Below are 22,892 nucleotides of genomic sequence, written 5' to 3' on the forward strand. Positions count from 1 at the left end.
GTTTTATCCTGGTGTTTATGGAAAAATCTACCCTGACGGAAGTTTCTGTATTTATTTGCGGCGGTTTTTTCGTTCTCTTCAGTAAAGATTCCATGCTTCGAAAAAAAGGTCCGGTAAGTGTAATTATTTTCGGGTCTTTACTCCTTTTTGCCAGTTGCCGGCCATACAGGTCCTTTACAACAAACACCGAACGTATAGTCAGGGACACCATCACAATCAGGGATTCCATTCCTTTCCGGATAGAAATTCCGGGAGATACTGTCCGGATCACATCGGATTCGATCGTCTACGATACGGTTTGCCTCGATCAGCTCCAGTCTGGCCGTTTTAGTCTTCCGCCCTGGGAAACGTCTACCAAATTTGCTTATGCGCAAGCCGGAATTACCAATAGTGTGCCCTGGCTAAATCTCCGGCAGAATCCGATCAATATCGACACACTCATTTATATCAATAAAATCAAGATACTTGAACGGACCATCAGGGAAATGGAGTCCAGAATCATAGTGCCGGAAAAAGATCCGTTCTATAAAAATGTCTGGCTCTGGATATCAGTCATGCTGGGAATAGTTTTATTCAGAAGATATGCACGAAATTAAGATTACATATAAAAGCTTTTTCCGGAACCGGGAGATCATCACCTCCTTCCCCACGACATGGAGCGAAATGAATTGCCGGCAATTTACCGCATTGCATAAACGTCAGGACGATACAACCCTCCTTGCAGTTATGCTCAATGTCCCGAAAAGAATAGTCCGGAAAATGAATTTACATCAGGTCTATGAACTGGCCAAACTTTTCGACTTCATTCAAAAAGACACCAAGACCAGTAGTTTCAATATAGAATCTGTTTGTTTCCCGGGCTTGGGCACTCTTTATGCTCCCCGGCCCAAACTGGCAGACATGACATTTTTACAATTCATTTATGTAGATAGTTTCTACATGCAATATGCTGAAACCGCAAATCCGGACATCTTACGTGATTTCATAGCACATTTATACACTCCGGGAACCGGATACGATAAAAAATCAGCAGATCAGGCTGTACCGAAACTGAAAAAAGCCGATCTGCAGATTTTTGAAGCAATCGCATTAAACTACGGCCTGGTACGGAAATGGATCGCAGACAGATATCCCCTTATTTTTCCGGCTCAGAAGCAATCATCCGGAAAAAAGTCCGGTTCTTGGGCTGAAATCTTCGACGATATCGTCGGTGACGATCTGAAAGATCAGGACAAATACGCTGAGATACCGATAAATTCAGTGTTCAGGTTCATCACAAGAAAGATTAAGGAATCCAGAAAACAAAGAGAACATGCAGCAAAATTACACTGACATAGCCGACTATTTTGAGCAACTTGCAGATAAGCACAAACAGATAAAAACATTCTGCCGGTACGAACTCGATGAACTACTTTCCAAAACAGCCAGTATAAAGGCTTTCCCCTGTCTGGTTGTCGAAGGCTTCGACTTTGACTTTGCAGGCTCTTCTCCGGACAACATCCTGAAGAACCGGCATGGTGCTTTTTCAATTGTCGATAAATGCGACATTTTCAATCCGGCAAAGCGGTGTGAGACACTTGAGCGGACCGAAATTATTGCAGGACAGATCCTGTCCAAAATGGTTGATGATAAACGGCAGCGACTTCCATTAATGACCAGTTTTGAAATCAATTCTGCCGAAGGGCTTAATTTTATAAACCCGATACTTGGTTATGCCTTTTGCCGGATCAGCTTCACATTTAAAACGAAGATCGGGGAGGATCTGACGGTATGGCAATAACAATAAAACAACAACCGGAGGAATTATCCGCTTCCGGCAACCGGATGTATTTCCTGGTACATACCGACCGGACCAATACGATCAACTATAAAATGACAGCTCAGATTCAACTCATTGAGTCCGCCAATAAAGTCGTAGAATTGCCATTGATGCGGTTATATCCAAATGCTGACGGGGATGTAGACATGGATATCAGCAAAATTATCGATAACCGCCTCAGGCCGGAATTCCCCGGTTTGGAGACTAACGAATACTGCAAACTGAAGGGCTTCACTTTGCAGTATAAAGTTGTCTTTACTGAAGAGGGTAACTACATACCGATCAATTCCACAACAACAGATATACTGACTGCTGTAAAAGGAAAATTTCCGGCTTCTCCGTCTGAATTTATCCGGAAAAATGATTTTCTGACAAACTTTCAAGCTTTCGAAACAGTAGCCGACGGAGTCCATTTTTTGGTAGCATTAATTCTGAATCCCGGAAGCTATACTATCAATTCCAGTTTTTCCTATACAGACGGAACTACCAGAACCACTTCTTTTGGACGTATAACTACAACATCGCAATATGAAATGTACGCCATTCCAACTGGATTACAGCAGCTTAAATTATCTGGGGTCAAAAAATATTCATTTTGGTTATCCGGAGAAACTATGTGCGAAAAAAGGATGACCTATGATGTTGTCCGGATAGTAAAAGCCCATAAGCCTATTTTATACCTTAACCGACTCGGTGGTATTGACTGCATCATTGTCTCAGAAATTTCTAACTCTATCAAGACAGATAAAGAGACATACCAACGTGACAATTCATATGCACAGGGTATTATCACAGATTACTCTGAAATTTTTGAAGTAACAACCGGATATATTACCAGGGATATGGCATTCCTGTCCAAAGAATTCATTCTTTCTGATTCAGTTTACACTTCAGAAAATAATGTATTGTTACCCATAAATATAGAAAAAGGCACATTCAACATTTATGCGGATGCCGACGATTTACATTTCTATACATTCAAATATTCATTTGCAAACCTGAATTTTCATCTTCTGTCATCCGGTACTCCTGAACCACTGCCCGAATCGGTCATGGCTTGCTGTCCGGACGGAGTCGATGATTATTTTACAATTACTTCCCCGACGCTGACAAATATGATGAATATATTCCCATGCGACCCTGGGCAGAAAATAGTTTATTCGATGGATATGATTCCCGGAAACGGATCCATGTTTTCCTTAGGACTAATGGCCGGAATTTATCTGGAATTTTTTTACAGCGGTTTGATATTTGGAATCATATGTCTATGTAAAAGCAAAAAATACATGTTTTATCAGGAATCATCTTCGGTTAATATTGATAAACGTGTAAAAGTTGAGCTTTCTGTTTCCAACAATAACAACACTCTGGAATTTGGGCTAAAAATCAATTCATTACCAGAAACACTGACGTTATCAGAGGCAGAAATTACCAATACAACTAATTTCATGTACTTATTCAAAAAAACAAATAATGTTCCTTATGGAGACAGTAAACTAATTAGTTTCAGTATAGATAAAATAATTAGCGAAACGAAAACCAACCTTATATTGTGGGATTTTAACGGAGAATCTTCAACCGAAAGATTAAAAAATAAAATCGAAAATGGCACAGCATATGACCTCATGGCAAATAACATTGCAAATATAGACGATATAATAAAACCACTTAAAATTTGATATCATGGCAATCGACTTTACAGACATTACCAAAAACCTTCCATCCGGGAATAATATGGGAGGGATCGGACAAATCGTGTACTATGCCCTTCATAGGGATGTAGCGAAATGGCCCATACGACCCAAAGCAGGAGCAGACATTACCATCGAACAAATGGGAGAACTCTCCGGCAATATCGAAATGAAAGCCGGAAAAGCATTCCACAAACTATACATTACCGACGATGAAGGAAAACTGGACTTTGAAGGTGTCGGAGAAAAGGACGGGAAAAGTTTTATTGTAAAACTAAGAGTTTACAACCCGGGATTACAATCTAAACTACTCGGTTTCATTAACCTTGTAAAAAATGACAATCTGGTATTTATCGTTCCCGACTGCAATAGTGGCCTTTTCCTATTAGGGGATGAATTACGTCCTGCTATTCTTGACAGTATGGACGGGATGACCACCGGACAAAAGACCGAAGAGCGTCCTGGTGCCGGAATGATCTTCACATACAAAACACCTGGGATATTCCGGTATAAAGGTAATATCCCAACTGTAATTGTTCCCACGACTATTCGTGCATGTTGTCCGGACGGAGTAGATGATTACCTGTCTTTTAATGCCGGCATTACAAAAAACTTGTTTATGCCGACAGATAATAAAAAGCTGATTTGCGTAATGGATTTGATTCCTGGGGATTCTACTTTCGAATTTAAAATGAAAGATACATTCTTATATAATTTCAGTTTGATTGGTGGTAATGCTGTACTTTGGCTATTTATAAACGGAACTGGATATGCAATTATATTTCAGTCTGGAAAGAATGGAAATGAACGCATAAAAGTCAGGATGGAATTAGGACTTGAAAATAATGCTCCGATTTTTACTGCATTTGTGAATGATATACTGGTAGAGTCAGCAATGGAATCAACAGAAGATATTATCGCACCTACCGAAGATGCGATGAATATTTTGACAGCTCGTGGCGGATATTTTAGTGGAAAATTATTTTCGTTTGAAATATTCCAAGAAAAAACGCCAATTACAAAATGGAATTTTCAGGGAGAAATTCCGGGTGAATGCCTAAAAAATAAAGTAAGTACTATGTTTGCACTTACTGCCAACAACGTCGATGATATGAGCCAGTTTATCAAAGACATCCCTATTCCTGCATAACCAGAACCGTCTAAAAGACGGTTCATTTTAATACACATTATGATTGAAATGTTCGTAAACGACCAGGCTTTAACTCTGCCTGATGATTTAAATATCCGGATTGAACTGAACTTCCCGACTTTCGAAAGTGATGTCATTCCGGCAAGTATCATTTATCATTTTGATTTACCATTTCTCGGAAATGAATCAATTTTAAATTACAGCAACCATATCGAAGTAATGGGGAAATTCTATGAATATCCCTGGCGAATGAACTTTGACGGAATAAACCTGTTTTCCGGAAAACTGATTGTAACATCTGTTGCTGAAGTCTTCCGATGTGCTGTAACTTTACGACAGCTCCCTGCCGATTTTGCCGATAAGAATATTGATAGCTTCACATTTCCTACCTTGCAATTAGTTCCTACAGGCTCTGGAATCAACAATACATCCCAAATCCCGGGAATCACACATAAATTATTTACACTCCCCAAAATATACGCACCGGAACTGTTTTCGTCCAATCCGGCATGGTGTAAAATTGTCAACCGTTTTCCATCTACCGAACAGAACCGGTACAGCGAAAGTGCAATTCCAATATTCTACGTATTTAAAATCCTCGAAATAATATTTACTTCAGAAGATTTTTTCGTAGCATATAGCGATTCAGCTTTAGCAAAAAATTCCCTGATTTTCGATTCATTATTATTCTTCAATAACTACACTCTCGATACATCTCCGGAAGAATACGTCGGAACATCATCTTTAAATATATATTACTACAAGAATAATATATATCCCAAAAATCATTTGCCTGCCATTAGTGTAAATAGTGTATTGGTCGGCCTGAAACAAATGTTTACCCTGACCACCTTTGTCGATAACCAGACCAACATGGTTCAGTTTCTGTTTTTCAAAGATATTGCGGATTCGAAAATCCTCGATCTCTCCGATATTGTTTTGGACGGCCATGAGGTTCTGATCAACGAACCGACCGCGTTTCATTTAAAATTCAGTGACGACGATTACAAGGTCGATGGCCCTGTAACCGCTTACGGGACACTCAGCCACGCCGGTACTCCAAGCCGCGAAGATTTACTGATAAGTGTGCAGGCTGTAAACAGCTATTATAAATCAGTTCCGGGCTCTGATTTCACCCCGGGGGGTGACGTGATCGACATCCTGGAATGGAAAAGAGTGGGTAACAGCTTCTTCCCTCTGAAAACTAATCCCGATCTCTCAAAAACAGAAGAGGTATCGATCGAAGCATCTCCTATGCCAATGGATTATTTCGCAAATACCCCCTATCCATTTTACGAAGAAGGAGGTGTTTCCCCACGTTTCGCGCCAGACGCTTCCAAAACAGATAAACTAATCTTCTTTTTTACCGATAAATTGAATCGGAACCTGGGAACATCATCGGAAATACAATCTAATGGAACTGTCTATTCCGACCGTCCGGGATTAAAAATAGGCACCTCATACGGTCTATATAACAAACTACTCAAACCCTGGTACGATTTCCTTGAAAACGCAAACGAATATACTTTTTCTTTCAAATGTTCCATTGAGGATATCCTTCGGATCATTCCGATTTTCGGATATCAGGAAGCAAGTACACGAGACCAGATCCGCCGGATCCGGGTCCGGAATCAAGTCTATATCCCCAAACAATTCACATTCGAACTGACTCATACAAAAATAACCTGTCAGGCAAAACTCATGAAAGATGACGGAAATCATTGAAAATATTGAATCATTCAACAAAGATATCGTCTCCTGGGGACACCGGACCCGACAGACCATCCTGGGAAAGATCCCAAAGGGCCGGCATGCTTCAGGTGCAAAAGAAGAACCACTGGCCCGTTCATTCCGAATGAATACTTCAAAAACATTCGGAGAAATCGACCGGATCGGTTTTTCTTTCAGCCTGCATGGCGTTTTCCTGCAAAAAGGAGTCGGACGGGGTTATATTTCCAAAAACGGTGTCGTTATGCGAGGCGAACGGATAAATCATTCCAGAAATCCCAAAACAAAATCAACCGACTTCAGAACCATTCCCGGCGTTATCTCCAGGCGCAAACTGGATTGGTTCAACGGTCCATTGCAATCCAGATTCGAAAACTTATCGGATCTTGTTGCTGAACACAAAGCTGATCAGGCTATTCTTAATTTCAAGCGGATGAAAATTCAATAAAACTCCGTAAACGCTTTGCCACCTCAAAAATTTTCCTTATCATTGCAATGCAAAAACAAACTCAGTAGGGTGGAGATAGACCGCCCTTAAATCCATAGGCGGATTTTTTATGTCTATCACTCAACACATGATAAACGCATGCGGCGTGTACCCCCGTCCTTAGCTGTAATGGCGAAAGGAAACCCTACTGAGAGTTTTTGCAACGGGACAGGCACGCCGTTTTCTGTGCTTAAAAATGCAAAAAACTCAGTATTATGGAAAAGAAAAACACCTCTCCCACTGTCGCGGAGCAAAAACAAATCTTAGAGACTTGTGTACACAAACTTGAAGAAGTCAATGCCTGTATTCTGGCAATGTATCCCACGTTATCAACCAATCTGCCTTTATCAGATTATACGAATGAAGAACTGATTGCCCATGAACTTTGCGAGGATATTTTTTCAGATTTTATCCGGTTTGGACATATTCTGATCGAAGTTGTCAGAAAGGAGGTAGTTTATGAAAACTAACGAACCAATCAAGATCCAGCGGGATGAAACCATTATCTACGGTTCTCAGCTAAGGGAAGAGTATTATTTCTTCACATGGAAGGGATATTGCTGCGAAGAAACATTCTCGTACGACGAAATTATAGCTATTCATGAACTTACAGGCCGGATGATTGCAGAACACAAAGAAAAGGTGGCTTATAATGGACAAAAATAAAATTCTTCAGTTTGTTGCCCAGTTACAGGAACTCCGTGACAACGTCGAAGATTTCATGTATTTTTCTACCATACCCGTAGAACATCTGGAGATTAATTTCAATGAAGGTATGGATAGAGCAGTAGAAGCTGTATTATTCCTATACGGGGAAATCGTGTTAGACGAAATTCAGCGTAAAAAAGTATCAAACTAATATCACAGCCCGGCAATCCGCCGGGCTATTTTTGTCCTTTTTCTCCCCTCTGATCCTCTTTACCATTGCCATAAAATATTACAATTATGGCATCTAAAAGCACAATTAACAAACGTGTAAACATTTACATCAACGGCCGGGAAGTCAGCAATGACATAAAATCCATCCGGACTGAAATGCAAAAGGCAGTCAATGATATTGCCCGTATGAAACGCGGCAGCGATGAATACAACGCGAAAGCCAAAGAAATCCGCACCCTTAAAGCCATTATCCAGGAACACAACCAGCAACTCCGGACAACGGAGCAACGGTGGTCTTCTCTAAATAACGTTGCCAATGGCTTAAAGAAATATTCCGGTATTATTCTTTCTTTTGTTGGTTCGCTCACCGGAGCAACATTAGGTTTTCAAAAGTGTGCCGAAGAAGCTGAAAAATTTGAGGAAAATTTGGACAACCTTTCTGCCCTGACCGGACTGGGAGGGAAAAATCTTTCCTGGTTAGGCGATCAGGCAAAAGAGATGTCTGTAAAAACAACAGAGTCCGGAATAAAAATCAAACAATCGGCAACTGATATTCTGGACGCCTTCACAAAAATAGGATCACAACGGCCGGAACTGCTCAAAAACAAAGAAGCTTTGGCTGCCGTAACGGAAGACGCTATTATTCTCAGCGAAGCTGCAAAGATAGAGCTGGAACCGGCAACAGCATCCCTAGCTAATGTCATGAATCAGTTCAATGAAAAATCTTCCTCCAGTCGCAGGATCATCAACGAACTAGCCGCGGGGTCTCAGACCGGTTCGGGAGATATCCAGTATCTTTCCAATGCAATAGAAAAATGCGGTACCTCTGCCTACCTCATGGGTATGAAAACCAATCAGACAATCGGTGTAGTCGAAGCTATTGCCCCGAAATTCAAAGATGCATCTCAGGCCGGTAACAGCTTTGACAAGGTATTGCTAACAATGAAAGATAAACAAATCGGTTATCAGTCCGGCCTGTTTAACATGAACGATGCATTGGATGAACTTCAAACCAGATTTGCTAAAGGGGAAAAAGCATCCGACCTTTTTGGAAAAGAACACGCGAAAATGGCTGAAGTTCTCGTTATGGCTAAAGATGATGTAATACGCTATACTGAGGCTGTTACCGGAACGGACAAGGCGTTGGAACAAGCAGCAAAAAATACGAACAACAGGGCAGCCAAACGCGCTCAGGCCATGAATCGTCTTAAACTGGTGATGATTGATCTCGGAGAAAAAGTAGCTCCGGCAATCACCATGGGAACCAATGCGTTCACTTCTTTCCTCACTTATCTTTCAAAAGCCCCGACGCTCTTCCGGGAAAACAAACAGCTTATTCTTGCTCTGGCTACTGCTTTTGTTGTCCTTCAGGGAAAAACTATTCTTGCTACGCTAGCTTCCATGAAAAACCGTGCAGCACATCTGCTCGAAGCTGCTGCAAAAATGAAGAATGCAACGGCAACAGCCTACTTAAATACCTATGCAGAACAATACAGGATGACTCAAGGAAACGTTTCCCGGGGAGTGTTGAAATTGCGGACTTCATTTTCCTTACTTTGGAAAACAATTGTTGCTAATCCAGTCGGAGCAATAGTTACAGGAATATATGCTTTGATCACTGCCGTGAATTTCATGGAAAAACATACCGATAGTGCCATGAGAGCCGAAAAACTCAAAAATAGTATCCTTTCCAAATCCGAAACAGCAACTAAACTAGCTACCGATGCAAATAGAGAATTTGCCAAATCAATCAGCAATGTTAATCGCCTCAGTACAGAAGAACGTCAACGTCTTCGGGAACAAATCAGCGATCGTATAAAATTGACAGAGGCCACATTAAACCAACTGAAAGCCGAACAAGCCGAATTAAAGCAGACTGCAACTAAAGTCGGATTCTGGCAAACACTAAAAAACAGCTTTCTCTCCGGTGGATTTGGTGAACCTTCCGTCAATAATTATGAGAATTTCCAAAAATTACAGCAAAATGATGCCTTAAAAAACGGTCAGGAAGCAGCTGATGAAATGAATGAAAGTATCCAGAAACTCGAAGAAAGTAACGCGTCACTTAAATCTCAATTAGATGATTTTAATGAAACATTTAATGCTGAAATAAACGCTGATAAGATTGGTACTAAAACTATTACAGAACTTCAGGAAAAAGTAAATCTGTATCGTACCGCTTTGGAAAATGCGACCTTACAAAGTGAAGAATATGAACGGATTCAAAATAAACTAATCGCAACTGAAAAACAACTGAATCAGGCAATCAAATCAAGGGACATAAACGATACTCCCCTACCATCAAAAGACAATAAAAATCCACTTCAAAACAAAAAACTAGAAGCCGAACAAAAGCTTGCCACTGCAATCTCTCAAATACGGAAAAAACTTTATCTGGAAAACCTTACAGAATCAGAAAAAGAAATTTTGCAAACTCAACAACAATACAATGAACTAATTGCTCTCTGCCAACAATTCGGGATTGATACAATAGAAGTGTATAATGCATACTCAGAAAAGATAGAAGCCATTATTGACAGAGAACTGGAAAATGAAGTTAGTGCATCCATTGCAGCACAAGACCGAATTAATCAGGCTTTAATGTCTTCCTCGGAACGGGAAAAAGCTAGTGTCAGGCAAAAATATGCGGAATTAATCGCACTTGCTGAACAATATGGAATTGATACTTTGGCTTTAAAAGAAAAAATGGATGAAGAATTAGCCTCCATAAAAGAAGACGAAGAACCACAAGATATATTCGGAATGTCACCCGAAGACTGGGAGGATCTGGAGGGGAAAATAGGAAAGGCGATTCAATTGGCCGGTCAATTAGCTGATATCTGGGGACAATTTAATCAGATTCAGGCCGATAAAGAAAAAAAAGAACTACAAGAATATGAAAGGAGTTGTAACCGAAAAAAAGAACTACTCAATAAACAGCTCAACGCCGGGAAAATAAGCCAGGAACAATATAACGCCCGTACCTCCCAACTGGATGCTGATTTAGAAAAAAAGAAAACTGAGATAGCTAAAAAACAGGCAAAACGTGACAAAGCGCAATCAATTTTTTCGGCTATAATTAGCACTGCTGCTGCAATAGCCCAAGCCCTTCCGAATATTCCATTATCTATTATTGCCGGTATTATGGGGGCTGCACAAATAGCAGTCATTGCCAGTCAGCCACTTCCCGAATATGCAAAAGGTGGTCTAACCGATGGCGCAAAAATGTACATTGCCGGAGAAGCCGGACAGGAATGGATTTCTCCCAACTGGATGCTGAAAGACAAAACAACCGGACCAATTATTCAACAATTGGAAATGGTCCGCTCCGGTATCTTATCTCCGGAACAACTGGCTCCGATCAGACCGGATTTTCAAACTATGTCTGCTATTCCAATGTATGCTTCAGGTGGATTTACATCTACCGGTTCGATGGAAACAAACTATTACACCACAACAACCACTACAAATCAAGATAATGACACATTGATGAATATCAATGAAAATATTAAAATCCTTATTGAATATCTTTCCGATCCACGTAATCGACAAGCAGTTATTTCCAACGATCTATTGCAAAAACACAACGAAGAAATAAACATGATAAATCGTTTAAAAAGGTTGTAATTCAGAAAGATTATAAACAATGAAATTAATACAGTTCTATTTTAGATAAAACACTGCTAATAAACTCATTGTTGTCATCAACTCAAAAAAAATAAAACGGTTTGACTATACTCACCCGGAGGCCCCGCCCTATCACTCAACGCAATTTCACACATACTTTTCAGGAAATATGACAGGTCAGGTCGCGTCCTACTAGACAGCAAAACCGCATAAAAGTCCTACTGTTTCTGCGGTTTTGATTCCGAGAGTTGTGAGCATTTGTATGCAATTGCATTTGCAATTGGTAGGTTGATAGGTCGCAATCACAAAGTATCAAGACAGGGAAACTTGTTTTGAATTTCCTTATTGACAACACCGAGTTTATGCTTCAGATAGATCTCTGTGGTTTGTACCGATGTATGTCCGTTCTGGTCGCGTAGAGCCAACATGTTTATATCGCTGTCTGCTGCCAGTGAATTACCGGTGTGTTTCCAACTGTACAGCTTGTAACTATCCGGCATATTTAATCGGGTCCGGAAACCATTAAAACGGTTCTTCAGATTATTCTTTCCAAGTGGTGTAAGTCCCGGTTTATATTCTTTACCAAACACATAGTAATCCCGGTTGTATTGCTGCAATTGGTAGATATTCCGCAGTTTCAGCATAAAATGTCGTGGAATGGTTGCATAACGTTCCCGATTCGTTTTTGCCCGGAATCGATCCACATTAATCAATCCTCTTGCAAAATCAATATCCCCGATCTTCAATAGTCGTAATTCCTTTCCTGGTCTCAGAAAACAATATGTTTCAAATTCAATGGCCATCCACAATTGTGGGTCATTCTTTGTAATAGCTTCCCGGAATATCTCGATATCCCATTCAGCAACCGGACGCGGTGCCATATCTTTATCCACACCTGAAGGAATATTGTAAACCGGATTCTCCGAGATTTTACCCTGATCTTTTATAAAATCAAAAGCAGAACTTATAATTTGACGATAGTCATTTATTGTACCGGTTGCCAGTTTTTTCTTATTTACAAGATAATTGAAAAACTCCAAGATTAACGCATTATCAAAAGCTGTAATATCAATCTGGCCTTTGTTGGCTTCAGACCATACAGTCAGCATCCGTAATTTACTAACATACGTTTGTATTGTTTTCTCCTCCAGTTTCTCTTTCTTCTTTTCCTCGATATACTGAGATGCAAACATTCGAAAAGTAGCATTAGCAGCCTTTTGGGTACCATATATGTCGGCCACATGTTTATACTGAAGTTGATCTTCATATATAGCTTCAGTATCATCCAGAAAAGGAGTCCACCCCTTCTTCAATTTAACAGTAAGTTCCTGAATAATTTTGTCAGCACGTTCACGCCGTACCGATTCATCCGGATGGGATAAACCGACATGATCCTTAAAACGTTCCATCTTATCCGTCCGGGGATCACGAACAGAATAATAGACAAACCATTTTTTTGACAAATTACCACCTGCATCGTTCAATTTCGGCAGGATCACTATTTTTTTCCTTTTCATGACATCTGGTTTTTAGAGCTTCCCAACATCAAAAACCATTTTTGTCAACTTTTTGTCAACTCCTCAAAAATTTGTCAACTTTAAACAAAAAACGCACTGATAATCAGTGCGTCCTGTTTTTTGTCGAGATGACTGGACTTGAACCAGCGGCCTCCACGTCCCGAACGTGGCGCGCTACCAACTGCGCTACATCTCGTTTGCGGATGCAAATGTAATAAAAGTATCAGGAAAAAATACTATATTTGTTGAAAAATTTTTCAACTTAATTCAAATACGATGGATTCGATAAGACAAAATAAGGTAGCACGCCTGATTCAAAGAGATTTAAGTGAGATGTTTCAGCAGGAGTGTAAAGAATATACAGAAGGAGCAATGTTGTCGGTAACAGCGGTACGGGTCAGTCCGGACCTTTCTTATGCCAAGATTTATGTCAGTATTTTCCCTTCGGAACGGGTGGAGGCTGTCATGAAAAGCCTGGAAGAAAAAAATAAAAGCATCCGGTTCATTTTAGGGAAAAAAGTCGGCAAACAAATGCGCATCGTGCCGGAACTTCGTTTCTTTGTCGATGACAGCCTGGACTATATCGACAAAATCGACGAATTATTAAAATAATTCATCTATCCGGATACCGCTCTTTGTTACCGGACATCAATTCAATCCAGGAATGAAACTGTCTTTGTTTATTGCCAAACGCTATCTGTTTTCCAAAAAGAAACAGAATGCCATTAATATCATTTCGGTCATCAGTGTCGTTGGAGTTGCTATCGGAACTTCGGCATTGGTAATCATCTTATCTGTTTTCAATGGCATCGATCTGTTATTACAAAAGAGTGCGGACAGCTTCACCCCCGATCTGGTCATCAGTCCTCTGACAGGTAAATTCTCCCACTTCGACGATTCTTTGTATCAGGCACTTCGCAATAATTCGTCCGTTGCCTACTACAATCAGATCGTCGAAGAGAAAGCGCTCGTAAAATACGATGACAAGCTTTCGCCGGTAACGATCAAAGGAGTTGCCGACGACTATGCCCGTAATACCCATTTCGAGGATAACATCATACAAGGTACTTTTCAACTCAAAACCGGAGATACCTACAAATCGGTTGTCGGTTACGGTCTGGCTGCAGAATTAGGTATAGGTCTCAATTTCCTAACGCCTATGGTATTTTATTATCCGGATAAAAATGCCGGAGTTTCTGCTTCGGCTTTAAATACAGCATACCTGTACCCATCGGCTTTCTTTTCTTCCCAGCAAGAAATAGAAGGTCAATATGTACTTACAGATCTTGAATTCGCCCAACGTCTTTTCGGCATAAACGATCAGATTTCGAAGATCGAAATTAAACTGAAAGACAGTAAGCTGATCCCGGAAGTAAAAAAAGAATTATCCGATTTCACCGATACAACATATCGTCTGGAAGACAAATACGAATTGAACAAGGCCTTTTATGCTATGATGAAATCCGAAAAGCTGGCTGTCTTTATGATTCTTCTGTTTATCTTATTGATCGCTTCGTTCAACATTATCGGTTCAATTTCGATGCTCATCCTGGATAAAAAAGAAGACCTCGGTACTTACAAAGCTCTGGGAATGACAAATCAAAGAATCATTTCCGTATTCAAAACCGAAGGAAATCTTATCACAATGGCCGGCGCAGTCATTGGACTCGTCTTTGGGACGCTCATCTGTCTGTTACAGGAAAAATATGGATTGATCACACTCGGCGACGGGAGCTATATCATCACGGCCTATCCGGTCAAAATTGTTTTCGAAGATATTTTACTCATCGTGCTTGCCGTCTTATCGATCGGCTATACAGCCTCCTATTTCCCGGTAAAATATCTGGTGAATAAACTTGCCAAATGAAGAAAGGAGAAAATATGAAAAAGTTCTTTTGTGTATTATGTGGAATCTGTCTTTTTTACATGGGATATGCTCAGGAAAAAGAAGTAAAAGCGGTTATCGAGACGAATCTCGGTAACATGATTGTAAAATTATACAACGACACCCCCAACCACCGGGACAATTTCGTCCGTCTGGCCAAAGCCGGACACTATGACGGCAGTCTGTTTTATCGTGTAATCAAAAATTTTGTGATCCAGGGAGGTTCGTCGGATAGTAAAAAAGCCATTAAGGGAGCTGCAATCGGGTACGGTAAACCGATCGTTATCGATGCGGAAATCAAACCGGAGCATTATCACAAAAAAGGAGCATTAGCAGCACCGCGCCAACCCGACCGGGTTAATTTTTTCAAAGAATCGGACATTTCCCAATTTTATATCGTCCAGGGTAGGAAGTATGATCCCAAAGAACTGGATATCATAGAAAAACAAGTAAATGTTCCGATCAAAAGGGCTATTCAGCGAAAATACTATACTCCGGAGAAAAAAGCTATCCTGGACACCCTCCGAAAACAGAAAAAAGTAAAAGAATTCCGGGAAATTGCCGAGAAAATCAAACAGGATATCGCTTTCGACTGGAATGCCAATCCCAACAAAATTTATATGCCGGAGGAAAAACGGAATGCCTATATAAACGAAGGAGGTATACACCATTTGGATAAAGAATATACTGTTTTCGGAGAGGTGATCGAAGGTTTTGAGGTAATCGATAAAATTGCCGCCCTTCCGACAGACGGAAACGACCGGCCTATCACCGATGTCAGAATAAAAGTCAGAATTTTGAGCGAATAACCCCAATGCCAATGTATATGAGCAGTAAACTTCGCCATATTTTTATTCTGGCCAATATTTTATGGGTCGTGATTATTTTTATTCTCTGTGCGATGCCCAGTGATGACATCCCTGATCCACACTGGAATATCCCTCATCTGGATAAGGTAGTTCATTTCGGTATGTATTTCGTTTTATCCATTCTTTTAATCTTTCCACTCGAGGAATATAGTTGCTTAAAACTAAGCCGGATCTATCTGATCGCCATCCTGGTGGCACTGATCTACGGAGGAGGAATTGAAATATTGCAAGCCAATTTTTTCAACCGAAGCGGGGATGTGTGGGATTTGGTCGCAGATGTTTCAGGCGGCATCGCAGGCTGTCTGTGTTATCCTATTGTAAAAAGATTCATCCCCATGAAAAATTGAATTCTATTCTAAATTTCAATTTTCAATTTTTAATTCTCAATTAATTAAAGTAGTTTTGTGACTTTGATAATCAAAAGCCTTTACCATGTTAGACAAGATTAAGCAGATTATATCAGAGATCGGGAGCTTCACCGCTACCACACCTGCAGAGGTTGAGCAATTCAGGATTAAGCATTTGAGTAAGAAAGGTACCATTGCCGCTTTATTCGATGATTTCAAAAATGTACCGGCAGATCAAAAAAAAGAAATCGGAAAAACTTTGAACGAATTGAAAACAGCAGCCTTAGATAAAGTGAATGAGTTAAAGGAAAAGCTTTGTAATTCCGATCAGGGTAAAACCGGTGTGGATCTCACTTTACCGGGAGACCTGATCAAGCTAGGAAGCCGTCATCCATTGTCCATCGTAAAGAATGAAATTCTGGCTATTTTTAATAAACTAGGTTTCACGATATCAGAAGGTCCGGAAATAGAAGACGATTGGCATAATTTTTCAGCCTTGAATTTTCCGGAAGAACACCCGGCCCGGGATATGCAAGATACCTTCTTTATCGAGAAAAATCCGGATATCGTATTGCATACCCATACTTCTTCGGTACAGGTTCGCGACATGGAAACTCATTCCTTACCCATCCGGTTAGTGACGCCGGGAAGAGTGTTCCGTAATGAAGCTATTTCAGCTCGTGCACATTGTATTTTCCATCAGATCGAAGCGCTTTATATCGATGAAAATGTTTCTTTTGCAGATTTAAAACAGACGCTGACTTATTTTGCCAAAGAACTTTTCGGTCCGGAAACCCGAATCCGGCTGAGACCGTCTTACTTCCCATTTACCGAACCTTCGGCAGAAATGGATGTTTCCTGTTCGTTGTGTCATGGAGAAGGATGTAATGTATGTAAAGGTACCGGCTGGCTGGAAATTTTGGGTTGTGGAATGGTCGATCCCAACGTATTGGAATTAAATGGAATCGATAAGGAAAAATATACCGGTTTTGCTCTTGGAATGGGTATCGAGCGTATCACAATGTTAAAATACGGCATCAAAGATTTACGCTTGTTCTTTGAGAATGATATTCGTTTTCTGGAGCAGTTTACTGCAGCAATATAGAAAAGATAGAAGGTGTAAAATAAAAGGTAAAAGGTTGAAAAATATCACCTTATACCTTTTACCTTTTATTTCAATATATCCATCAGCTTATCCAATTTCGGCGCCATGATGATTTCGGTACGCCGGTTGTGTGCCCGTCCCTCTACACTTTCGTTATTGTCCACCGGCATAAACTCCCCCCGGCCGCAAGGTAAAATCTGTAAAGGATTCACCCCATAATCTTTGGTCAGAATACGTACGACAGAAGTAGCACGTACGACACTTAAATCCCAATTATCTTTAAATTGCACGGTTTTAATGGGTTTGTTATCGGTATGCCCCTCGATGAAAACATCGATATCATGCTGTTTTTTCAGCACTTCCGCTAATTTACCCAACGCTTCTTTACCCTGTTTGTTGACCTGTGCACTCCCCGACTCGAACAACAGCTTATCCGACATAGCCACATATATTTTCCCATTCTTTTCGGTCACGGTCAATTCATCCGAGCTAAATCCAAGTAAAGCATCCTTGACACTATTCAATAAACTTTGAAGACGTGCGTTTTGCGCATCGACTTCGGCCTGTAATTTATTGATGGTAGCTTCCCGTTCGGCCAGTTTCTCCATTTTTTCCTTCAGTAACATATTCAGTTTTTCCTGTTCGGACAGATTGGAATACAATGATTTTCGATAATCGCGGATGGCTTGACCTAAACGAGTCGTATCACTCATCAGGTCAGTGATCTGTTGCTTCAATTTTGCAATCTCATCTTTCTGTTGTCCCAAATTTCTGTTCAGTACCCGTTCACGGCTTAAAGCTGCCAACCGACCGTTTTCAGCAACCATATACTTCTTTTTAGATACACACGACGTCACTGCAATCAATAAGCATAAGGCAAAAATGATTCTTTTCATTTGTGTAAAGAAATTATTTATTTGTAATATAATTAAAATCTACCGCTCTAACTACCATTTCACCACAAACTTAAAAATTATTCTGCAATTATGAAAATCCCTTTTTATGGATAGAATTAATTGGGAAAGTAGTTCCGGGATAATGCAGAATATTCTAACTTTGTAGTTAGAAATACCGATAAGAACTATTCAAATATGATCCGGCTAATTTTACATCTTTTCTTATTTTTGTTCCTTTCTAGTTACAGTTGTGAGGCTTACCGCCTCTCTTCGTCCGATCAGAAAGTATTAAATTCTTTTTGGAAATATGCAGAAGAACATCGCTTGGGCAATCTTCCTGTAAATGAAAGAATCCCTTCTATCGCCCGTTTTTTTTTAGGGACTCCTTATCAAAGCAATACTTTGAACGTCACCCGGGAGGAACTGCCGGTTATCAATCTACACGAATTAGATTGTGTGACGTTCGTGGAAAATGTCCTTGCTTTGGCATTTTTGGAACAATATAATCAACAATCGACAGAGGCTTTCGTGCAAAATATTATCCGGCTCAGATACCGGAATGCAGAGATCGTCGACTATACTTCCCGTTTACACTATTCTTCAGATTGGTTATATGAAATGCAACAAGCTCATTTGCTGACCGATATTACACAATTTGCCGGCGGGATCCCTTATTCCAAGCAAATCTGCTTTATGTCGGAACACAGTCAGAAATATCCACAACTCCAAAAAGACTCAAGCTTACTTAAAAAGATCAAAACCATTGAAACAGCAATAAATCAAAGGACGTATTATTATATTCCAAAAGATAAGATTAATGAAGCTTGTAATAAAATAAAAAATGGAGATATCATCCTGATCACAACGCATATAAAAGGGTTGGACACCTCTCATTTGGGTTTTGCCTGGAAAAAAGAAGGTAAGACTTATCTATTGCACGCTTCCAGCAAGGGTAAGCAAGTGATGATTAGTTCCCTTCCCCTCCAGGAATATATGGAAGGGATCGATTCCCAAAGTGGAATTATGCTCGCCAGAGCCGCTAAAACATTAGCAGAATAGATATACAAATTTTATTCTCTCATTCTGGCATAAGAATTGATTGATAAATCAAAAACTAAAACAAATATATTATGAGAAAGATTTTCACTGTAACGATAGTATTCGCACTGGCAATTGCCTTCAGCAGTTGTGCCACACGTAAAGTATCCCGTGTCAATACGAACGAAGTCATCGATTTAAGCGGTCGCTGGAACGATACGGACTCACAACTGGTTTCAGCCGAGATGATAGACGATCTTCTTGGAGCTCGCTGGTTGCCGGTTTATGAGAGCCAGCACAACAATAAACGTCCGGTAGTTGTTGTCGGAACAGTTACCAACAAGAGCCATGAGCACATCAATTCGGAGACTTTCATCAAAGACATAGAGAAAGCAATCATTAAAAACGGAAGTGTCCGGCTTGTACAAGCCGGGGAAAAACGGCAGGAATTACGTACCGAACGGGACGAACAAAACCAAGGTTATACTTCGCCGGAGACAGCTAAAAAATGGGGACTGGAATTGGGTGCCGATTTCATGTTGCAAGGAACCATCAATAGCATCGTCGACAGCTACAAAAAAGAACAGGTTGTCTATTATCAGGTAGATCTGGAACTGACCAACCTGGAAACGAACGAAGTGGTTTGGATGGGAGATAAGAAAATCAAAAAACAAGTTAGCGACAGAGCCCTGTAAGAGAAAGGCCACCCAGATATTAATTTTAGATTTGCGGTTTTCGATCGATCACTTACGTACAGTTAGCTGTAACGTTATACATCGTAAGTCGCAAATCAAAAACTCTAAATAATGAAATTCCGGTTTTGTATCGTCCTATTCCTTTGTTGGATCGTTTCAAGTTGTGCCACCTGGTATCAACGCACAGCCGCATTTCAGGATGCTGTAAGTAAAGGCGAGTTCGAGCAAGCTGAAAAACTCCTGCAAAAGGATAAAAAACAAGCCCGGGATAAAAACAAAATACTGTATTACCTGAATCAAGGTTATGTCGAATTTATGTTAGGCCATTACGAAAAGAGTAATCAAGCTTTCGAAATCGCCGAACAGCTGACCGAAGACCAACAACGTAATCTGCTGACAGAAGCTGCCGTATTGATCTCGAATCCGGAAATCCGTCCTTATCGCCCGGAAGATTTCGAAGTGATCATGATTAACTTTTACAAGGCTCTGAACTACCTTCAGTTGAATAATATGGAAGATGCTTTGGTAGAAGTACGTAAAATCAATATTCGTCTACAGCAATTAAATGACAAATACCCGGATCATAAAAACCGTTATCAACGGGATGCATTTGCCCAATTACTGATGGGCTTGATATACGATGCTGCAGGAGATTACAATAATGCTTTCATCGCCTACCGGAATGCTTATAACACCTATCAAACCGACTATTTAAAAAATTTCGGGTTAGCTGCTCCCGAACAATTAGAAAAAGACTTGCTGCGTACAGCCTATCAATCGGGACTCACCCAAGAGTTAGCCGGGTATGAAAAAGAATTCCAACAGAAATATACCCCGGCTCCGCTCCCGGCCAACGGACAATTAGTATTTTTTTGGCTGAACGGTTTCGGGCCGGTCAAAGCAGAATGGGGAATTACTTTTACCAAAATCGATAAAGGAGACGGGGTTATCGTATTTCACAACGAAGAACTCGGTTTGACCTTTCCTTTCTTCTGGGGAAACGGATATAGTGAAAACGACCGCAATTCCCTGGCGAACATCGATGTAGTCCGGGTCGTATTCCCGAAATATGTCGAACGCCCGCGTCCTTTCACCCAAGGAGTTATCAGCTATGACGGGAAAAACTATACTTTACAAATGGCCGAAGACATCAATCAAATCGCCTTCAAAACGCTGCACGACCGCATGTTGAGGGAATTATCCAATTCGCTGTTGCGGGTAGGCATTAAACAAGGCTTGAAATATGCAACCTCCAAACAAAATGAATGGCTCGGTCTGGCCGTCAGCCTGACCAATGCAATTACAGAGAAGGCAGATACCCGCAACTGGCAAACCCTTCCCTACTCGATTTCTTATGCCCGTGTTCCTCTACAAGCCAGTGAAAACAATATCGAATTAAAGTTCTCAGGCAATCATCCCGGAACCCAGGATCTGCAAAAACTGACCATTCCTGCCAATGGTAAACGAACCCGCTTTTTCGTCTATACCACGCTATAAGGATAAATCAGAAATGCGATCCGGCCAATTTTTTGCGAATCGGCTAATCCCCGGTAAAAATTAGCGGACCTACGATTCTGATAGTAAAATCCAGTCAGAGAAACATAGGTCCGCCAATTTAAGTAGTATGAAGAAGATTAATGCACATCTTCTACAAAATGCTTGTAGAATAACGGAATAGTACGAATGCCGTTAAAGAACTGCTCTAACGGATAATTCTCATTAGGTGAATGGATAGCATCGGCTCCCAGTCCGAAGCCCATCAAAATAGATTTGATTCCCAGCACTTCTTCAAAAGTAGCGATAATTGGAATACTACCTCCCGAGCGCACCGGTATCGGTTGCTTTCCATAAACTTCTTCATATGCTTTTTCTGCAGCTTTATATGCAGGTAAATCTATCGGACAAACATAAGACGGTCCGCCATGCAGATAGCTTACTTTCACTTTCACATATTCCGGAGCAATGGATTCGAAATATTCCTGGAACAATTTAGCAATTTTATCGTGTTTTTGATTGGGAACCAAACGGCAACTGATTTTTGCATGGGCCACAGAAGGCAGTACTGTTTTTGCCCCTTCTCCGGTATAACCTCCCCAAATACCACATACATCGAATGTGGGACGAATACCGGTTCGCTCGTTGGTAGAGAATCCTTCTTCGCCATGTACGGCTTTTATACCTAAAGATTTTTGGTAAGCTTCCAGATTAAACGGAGCTTTGGCCATTTTGGCCCGCTCATCTGCACTGACTTCCAATACGTCGTCATAAAATCCGGGAATAGTGATATGTCCTTTGTCATCGATCATATCTCCGATCATCTTACACAATACATTGATCGGATTTGCCACAGCACCTCCGAAAATACCGGAATGTAAATCAGCATTCGGGCCGACCATTTCCACCTCCCAATAGGCCAAACCTCTCAAACCGGTAGTAATAGAAGGAACGTCGGGAGCTATCATACTGGTATCGGAAACCAGAATAACATCGGCTTTCAGCATCTCCTTGTGATCCCGGCAGAATTTCGGCAAGCTCGGAGAACCGATTTCTTCTTCACCTTCCAGCATAAATTTCACATTACACTTGAGATTACCGGTTTTCACCATATATTCGAAAGCTTTAGCATGCATAAACGATTGGCCTTTATCATCGTCTGCACCACGAGCCCAGATCTTTCCGTCTTTGATCACGGGTTCAAAAGGCTGCGTATGCCACAATTCCACCGGATCGACAGGCATAACGTCCATATGTCCGTATACCAATACAGTCGGCAGAGACGGATCGATGATTTTTTCGCCATAAGTAACCGGATTTCCTTCGGTCTCATAAACTTCGGCTTTATCGGCACCGGCCGCCAGTAAAAGGGATTTCCATTTTTCTGCACAACGATACATATCGGGCTTGTGTTCTACCTCAGATGAGATAGAAGGAATACGTATCAACTCGAACAGCTCATTCAGAAACCGCTCCTTATTCTCCTCGATGTATTGGTTTAATTTTTCCATAGTTAGGTTGAAAATTGAAATTAAATAATTAGAAATTCTTCACAAACGGTATAAAGATAAGAAGAAAAGCTAAAAAGTAAAAGGTAAAAGGCAAAAAAGGCATTTCCCTTTACAGACTAAATTATTTTCAATTTTCAATTTCTAATATTCAATT

The 22,892-nt window shown here is 40.6% G+C and carries 22 protein-coding genes and 1 tRNA gene; 19 read left to right on the forward strand and 4 right to left on the reverse strand.

Going from position 1 to position 22,892, the window contains the following annotated elements; translation table 11 throughout:
* Positions 1-17: 17 nt before the first annotated feature.
* The 11 genes from ODOSP_RS13175 to ODOSP_RS13225 all read left to right on the forward strand — a co-directional run bounded on the left by ODOSP_RS13175 (position 18) and on the right by ODOSP_RS13225 (position 11,381).
* Complete coding sequence (locus tag ODOSP_RS13175) at positions 18-596, forward strand: hypothetical protein (RefSeq protein ID WP_147347658.1); 579 nt, start codon at positions 18-20, stop codon at positions 594-596.
* Positions 583-1,332 (forward strand): hypothetical protein, encoded by a 750-nt coding sequence (locus ODOSP_RS13180; protein WP_013612796.1) that lies wholly within the window; start codon positions 583-585, stop codon positions 1,330-1,332. The genes ODOSP_RS13175 and ODOSP_RS13180 overlap by 14 nt, the downstream gene beginning before the upstream one ends.
* The gene (locus ODOSP_RS13185; RefSeq protein WP_013612797.1) at positions 1,313-1,780 is read left to right on the forward strand and encodes a hypothetical protein; all 468 of its coding nucleotides are present in this window, start codon (positions 1,313-1,315) and stop codon (positions 1,778-1,780) included. The genes ODOSP_RS13180 and ODOSP_RS13185 overlap by 20 nt, the downstream gene beginning before the upstream one ends.
* A gap of 92 nt (positions 1,781-1,872) precedes the next feature.
* Positions 1,873-3,498, forward strand: coding sequence for a hypothetical protein (locus ODOSP_RS13190; RefSeq protein WP_147347660.1), 1,626 nt, complete (start codon positions 1,873-1,875; stop codon positions 3,496-3,498).
* Between the two features lie 4 nt (positions 3,499-3,502).
* Positions 3,503-4,660: a hypothetical protein gene (locus ODOSP_RS13195; RefSeq protein WP_013612799.1), complete on the forward strand. Its 1,158-nt coding sequence runs from the start codon at positions 3,503-3,505 to the stop codon at positions 4,658-4,660.
* A gap of 39 nt (positions 4,661-4,699) precedes the next feature.
* The gene (locus ODOSP_RS13200) at positions 4,700-6,385 is read left to right on the forward strand and encodes a hypothetical protein (protein ID WP_013612800.1); all 1,686 of its coding nucleotides are present in this window, start codon (positions 4,700-4,702) and stop codon (positions 6,383-6,385) included.
* On the forward strand, positions 6,369-6,836 hold the full coding sequence (locus tag ODOSP_RS13205; RefSeq protein WP_013612801.1) for a hypothetical protein: 468 nt from the start codon (positions 6,369-6,371) through the stop codon (positions 6,834-6,836). The genes ODOSP_RS13200 and ODOSP_RS13205 overlap by 17 nt, the downstream gene beginning before the upstream one ends.
* Positions 6,837-7,090: 254 nt before the next feature.
* Positions 7,091-7,345 carry a hypothetical protein gene (locus ODOSP_RS13210; RefSeq protein ID WP_013612802.1) on the forward strand — a complete coding sequence of 85 codons (255 nt, stop codon included), beginning with the start codon at positions 7,091-7,093 and terminating at the stop codon, positions 7,343-7,345.
* Positions 7,335-7,541: a hypothetical protein gene (locus ODOSP_RS13215; protein WP_013612803.1), complete on the forward strand. Its 207-nt coding sequence runs from the start codon at positions 7,335-7,337 to the stop codon at positions 7,539-7,541. Before ODOSP_RS13210 ends, ODOSP_RS13215 begins: the two co-directional genes overlap by 11 nt.
* Positions 7,528-7,734: a hypothetical protein gene (locus ODOSP_RS13220; protein WP_013612804.1), complete on the forward strand. Its 207-nt coding sequence runs from the start codon at positions 7,528-7,530 to the stop codon at positions 7,732-7,734. The genes ODOSP_RS13215 and ODOSP_RS13220 overlap by 14 nt, the downstream gene beginning before the upstream one ends.
* An 86-nt stretch (positions 7,735-7,820) precedes the next feature.
* Positions 7,821-11,381: a phage tail tape measure protein gene (locus ODOSP_RS13225; RefSeq protein ID WP_013612805.1), complete on the forward strand. Its 3,561-nt coding sequence runs from the start codon at positions 7,821-7,823 to the stop codon at positions 11,379-11,381.
* Positions 11,382-11,683: 302 nt separating this feature from the next.
* Here ODOSP_RS13225 and ODOSP_RS13230 read toward each other — a convergent pair whose 3' ends face one another.
* Complete coding sequence (locus ODOSP_RS13230) at positions 11,684-12,898, reverse strand: tyrosine-type recombinase/integrase (RefSeq protein ID WP_013612806.1); 1,215 nt, start codon at positions 12,896-12,898, stop codon at positions 11,684-11,686.
* 123 nt (positions 12,899-13,021) lie between these two features.
* A tRNA-Pro gene (locus tag ODOSP_RS13235) sits at positions 13,022-13,094 on the reverse strand.
* An 80-nt stretch (positions 13,095-13,174) separates the two neighbouring features.
* Between ODOSP_RS13235 and rbfA the strand changes: the two genes are divergently transcribed.
* The 5 genes from rbfA (at position 13,175) to pheS (ending at position 17,104) form a co-directional block, all read left to right on the forward strand.
* Positions 13,175-13,510, forward strand: coding sequence for a 30S ribosome-binding factor RbfA (gene rbfA, locus ODOSP_RS13240; protein WP_013612807.1), 336 nt, complete (start codon positions 13,175-13,177; stop codon positions 13,508-13,510).
* A 52-nt stretch (positions 13,511-13,562) separates the two neighbouring features.
* The gene (locus ODOSP_RS13245; RefSeq protein WP_013612808.1) at positions 13,563-14,765 is read left to right on the forward strand and encodes an ABC transporter permease; all 1,203 of its coding nucleotides are present in this window, start codon (positions 13,563-13,565) and stop codon (positions 14,763-14,765) included.
* 14 nt (positions 14,766-14,779) lie between these two features.
* Complete coding sequence (locus ODOSP_RS20475; RefSeq protein WP_041557435.1) at positions 14,780-15,592, forward strand: peptidylprolyl isomerase; 813 nt, start codon at positions 14,780-14,782, stop codon at positions 15,590-15,592.
* Between the two features lie 17 nt (positions 15,593-15,609).
* Positions 15,610-15,999 (forward strand): VanZ family protein, encoded by a 390-nt coding sequence (locus ODOSP_RS13255; protein ID WP_022160795.1) that lies wholly within the window; start codon positions 15,610-15,612, stop codon positions 15,997-15,999.
* Positions 16,000-16,084: 85 nt separating this feature from the next.
* Positions 16,085-17,104 carry a phenylalanine--tRNA ligase subunit alpha gene (pheS, locus tag ODOSP_RS13260; RefSeq protein WP_013612811.1) on the forward strand — a complete coding sequence of 340 codons (1,020 nt, stop codon included), beginning with the start codon at positions 16,085-16,087 and terminating at the stop codon, positions 17,102-17,104.
* 65 nt (positions 17,105-17,169) lie between these two features.
* On the opposite strand, the gene ODOSP_RS13265 is transcribed toward pheS, so the two are convergent.
* Entirely contained in the window at positions 17,170-18,000 is an 831-nt protein-coding gene (locus tag ODOSP_RS13265) for an OmpA family protein (RefSeq protein WP_013612812.1), read from the reverse strand.
* Between the two features lie 195 nt (positions 18,001-18,195).
* Here ODOSP_RS13265 and ODOSP_RS13270 point away from each other — a divergent pair, with 195 nt between their 5' ends.
* From ODOSP_RS13270 to ODOSP_RS13280, 3 genes are all read left to right on the forward strand, one after another.
* A complete protein-coding gene (locus ODOSP_RS13270; protein ID WP_013612813.1) occupies positions 18,196-19,059 on the forward strand; it encodes an N-acetylmuramoyl-L-alanine amidase-like domain-containing protein in 864 nt (287 codons plus the stop codon).
* A gap of 71 nt (positions 19,060-19,130) precedes the next feature.
* Complete coding sequence (lpoB, locus tag ODOSP_RS13275; RefSeq protein ID WP_013612814.1) at positions 19,131-19,733, forward strand: penicillin-binding protein activator LpoB; 603 nt, start codon at positions 19,131-19,133, stop codon at positions 19,731-19,733.
* A 111-nt stretch (positions 19,734-19,844) separates the two neighbouring features.
* Positions 19,845-21,230: a COG3014 family protein gene (locus ODOSP_RS13280; RefSeq protein WP_013612815.1), complete on the forward strand. Its 1,386-nt coding sequence runs from the start codon at positions 19,845-19,847 to the stop codon at positions 21,228-21,230.
* A 137-nt stretch (positions 21,231-21,367) separates the two neighbouring features.
* Here the strand turns inward: ODOSP_RS13280 and ODOSP_RS13285 are convergent, their stop codons facing one another.
* Positions 21,368-22,738: a dipeptidase gene (locus ODOSP_RS13285; protein ID WP_013612816.1), complete on the reverse strand. Its 1,371-nt coding sequence runs from the start codon at positions 22,736-22,738 to the stop codon at positions 21,368-21,370.
* Positions 22,739-22,892 lie beyond the last annotated feature (154 nt).

Origin of the sequence: Odoribacter splanchnicus DSM 20712 (assembly GCF_000190535.1) — a bacterium.
Taxonomy (GTDB): domain Bacteria; phylum Bacteroidota; class Bacteroidia; order Bacteroidales; family Marinifilaceae; genus Odoribacter; species Odoribacter splanchnicus.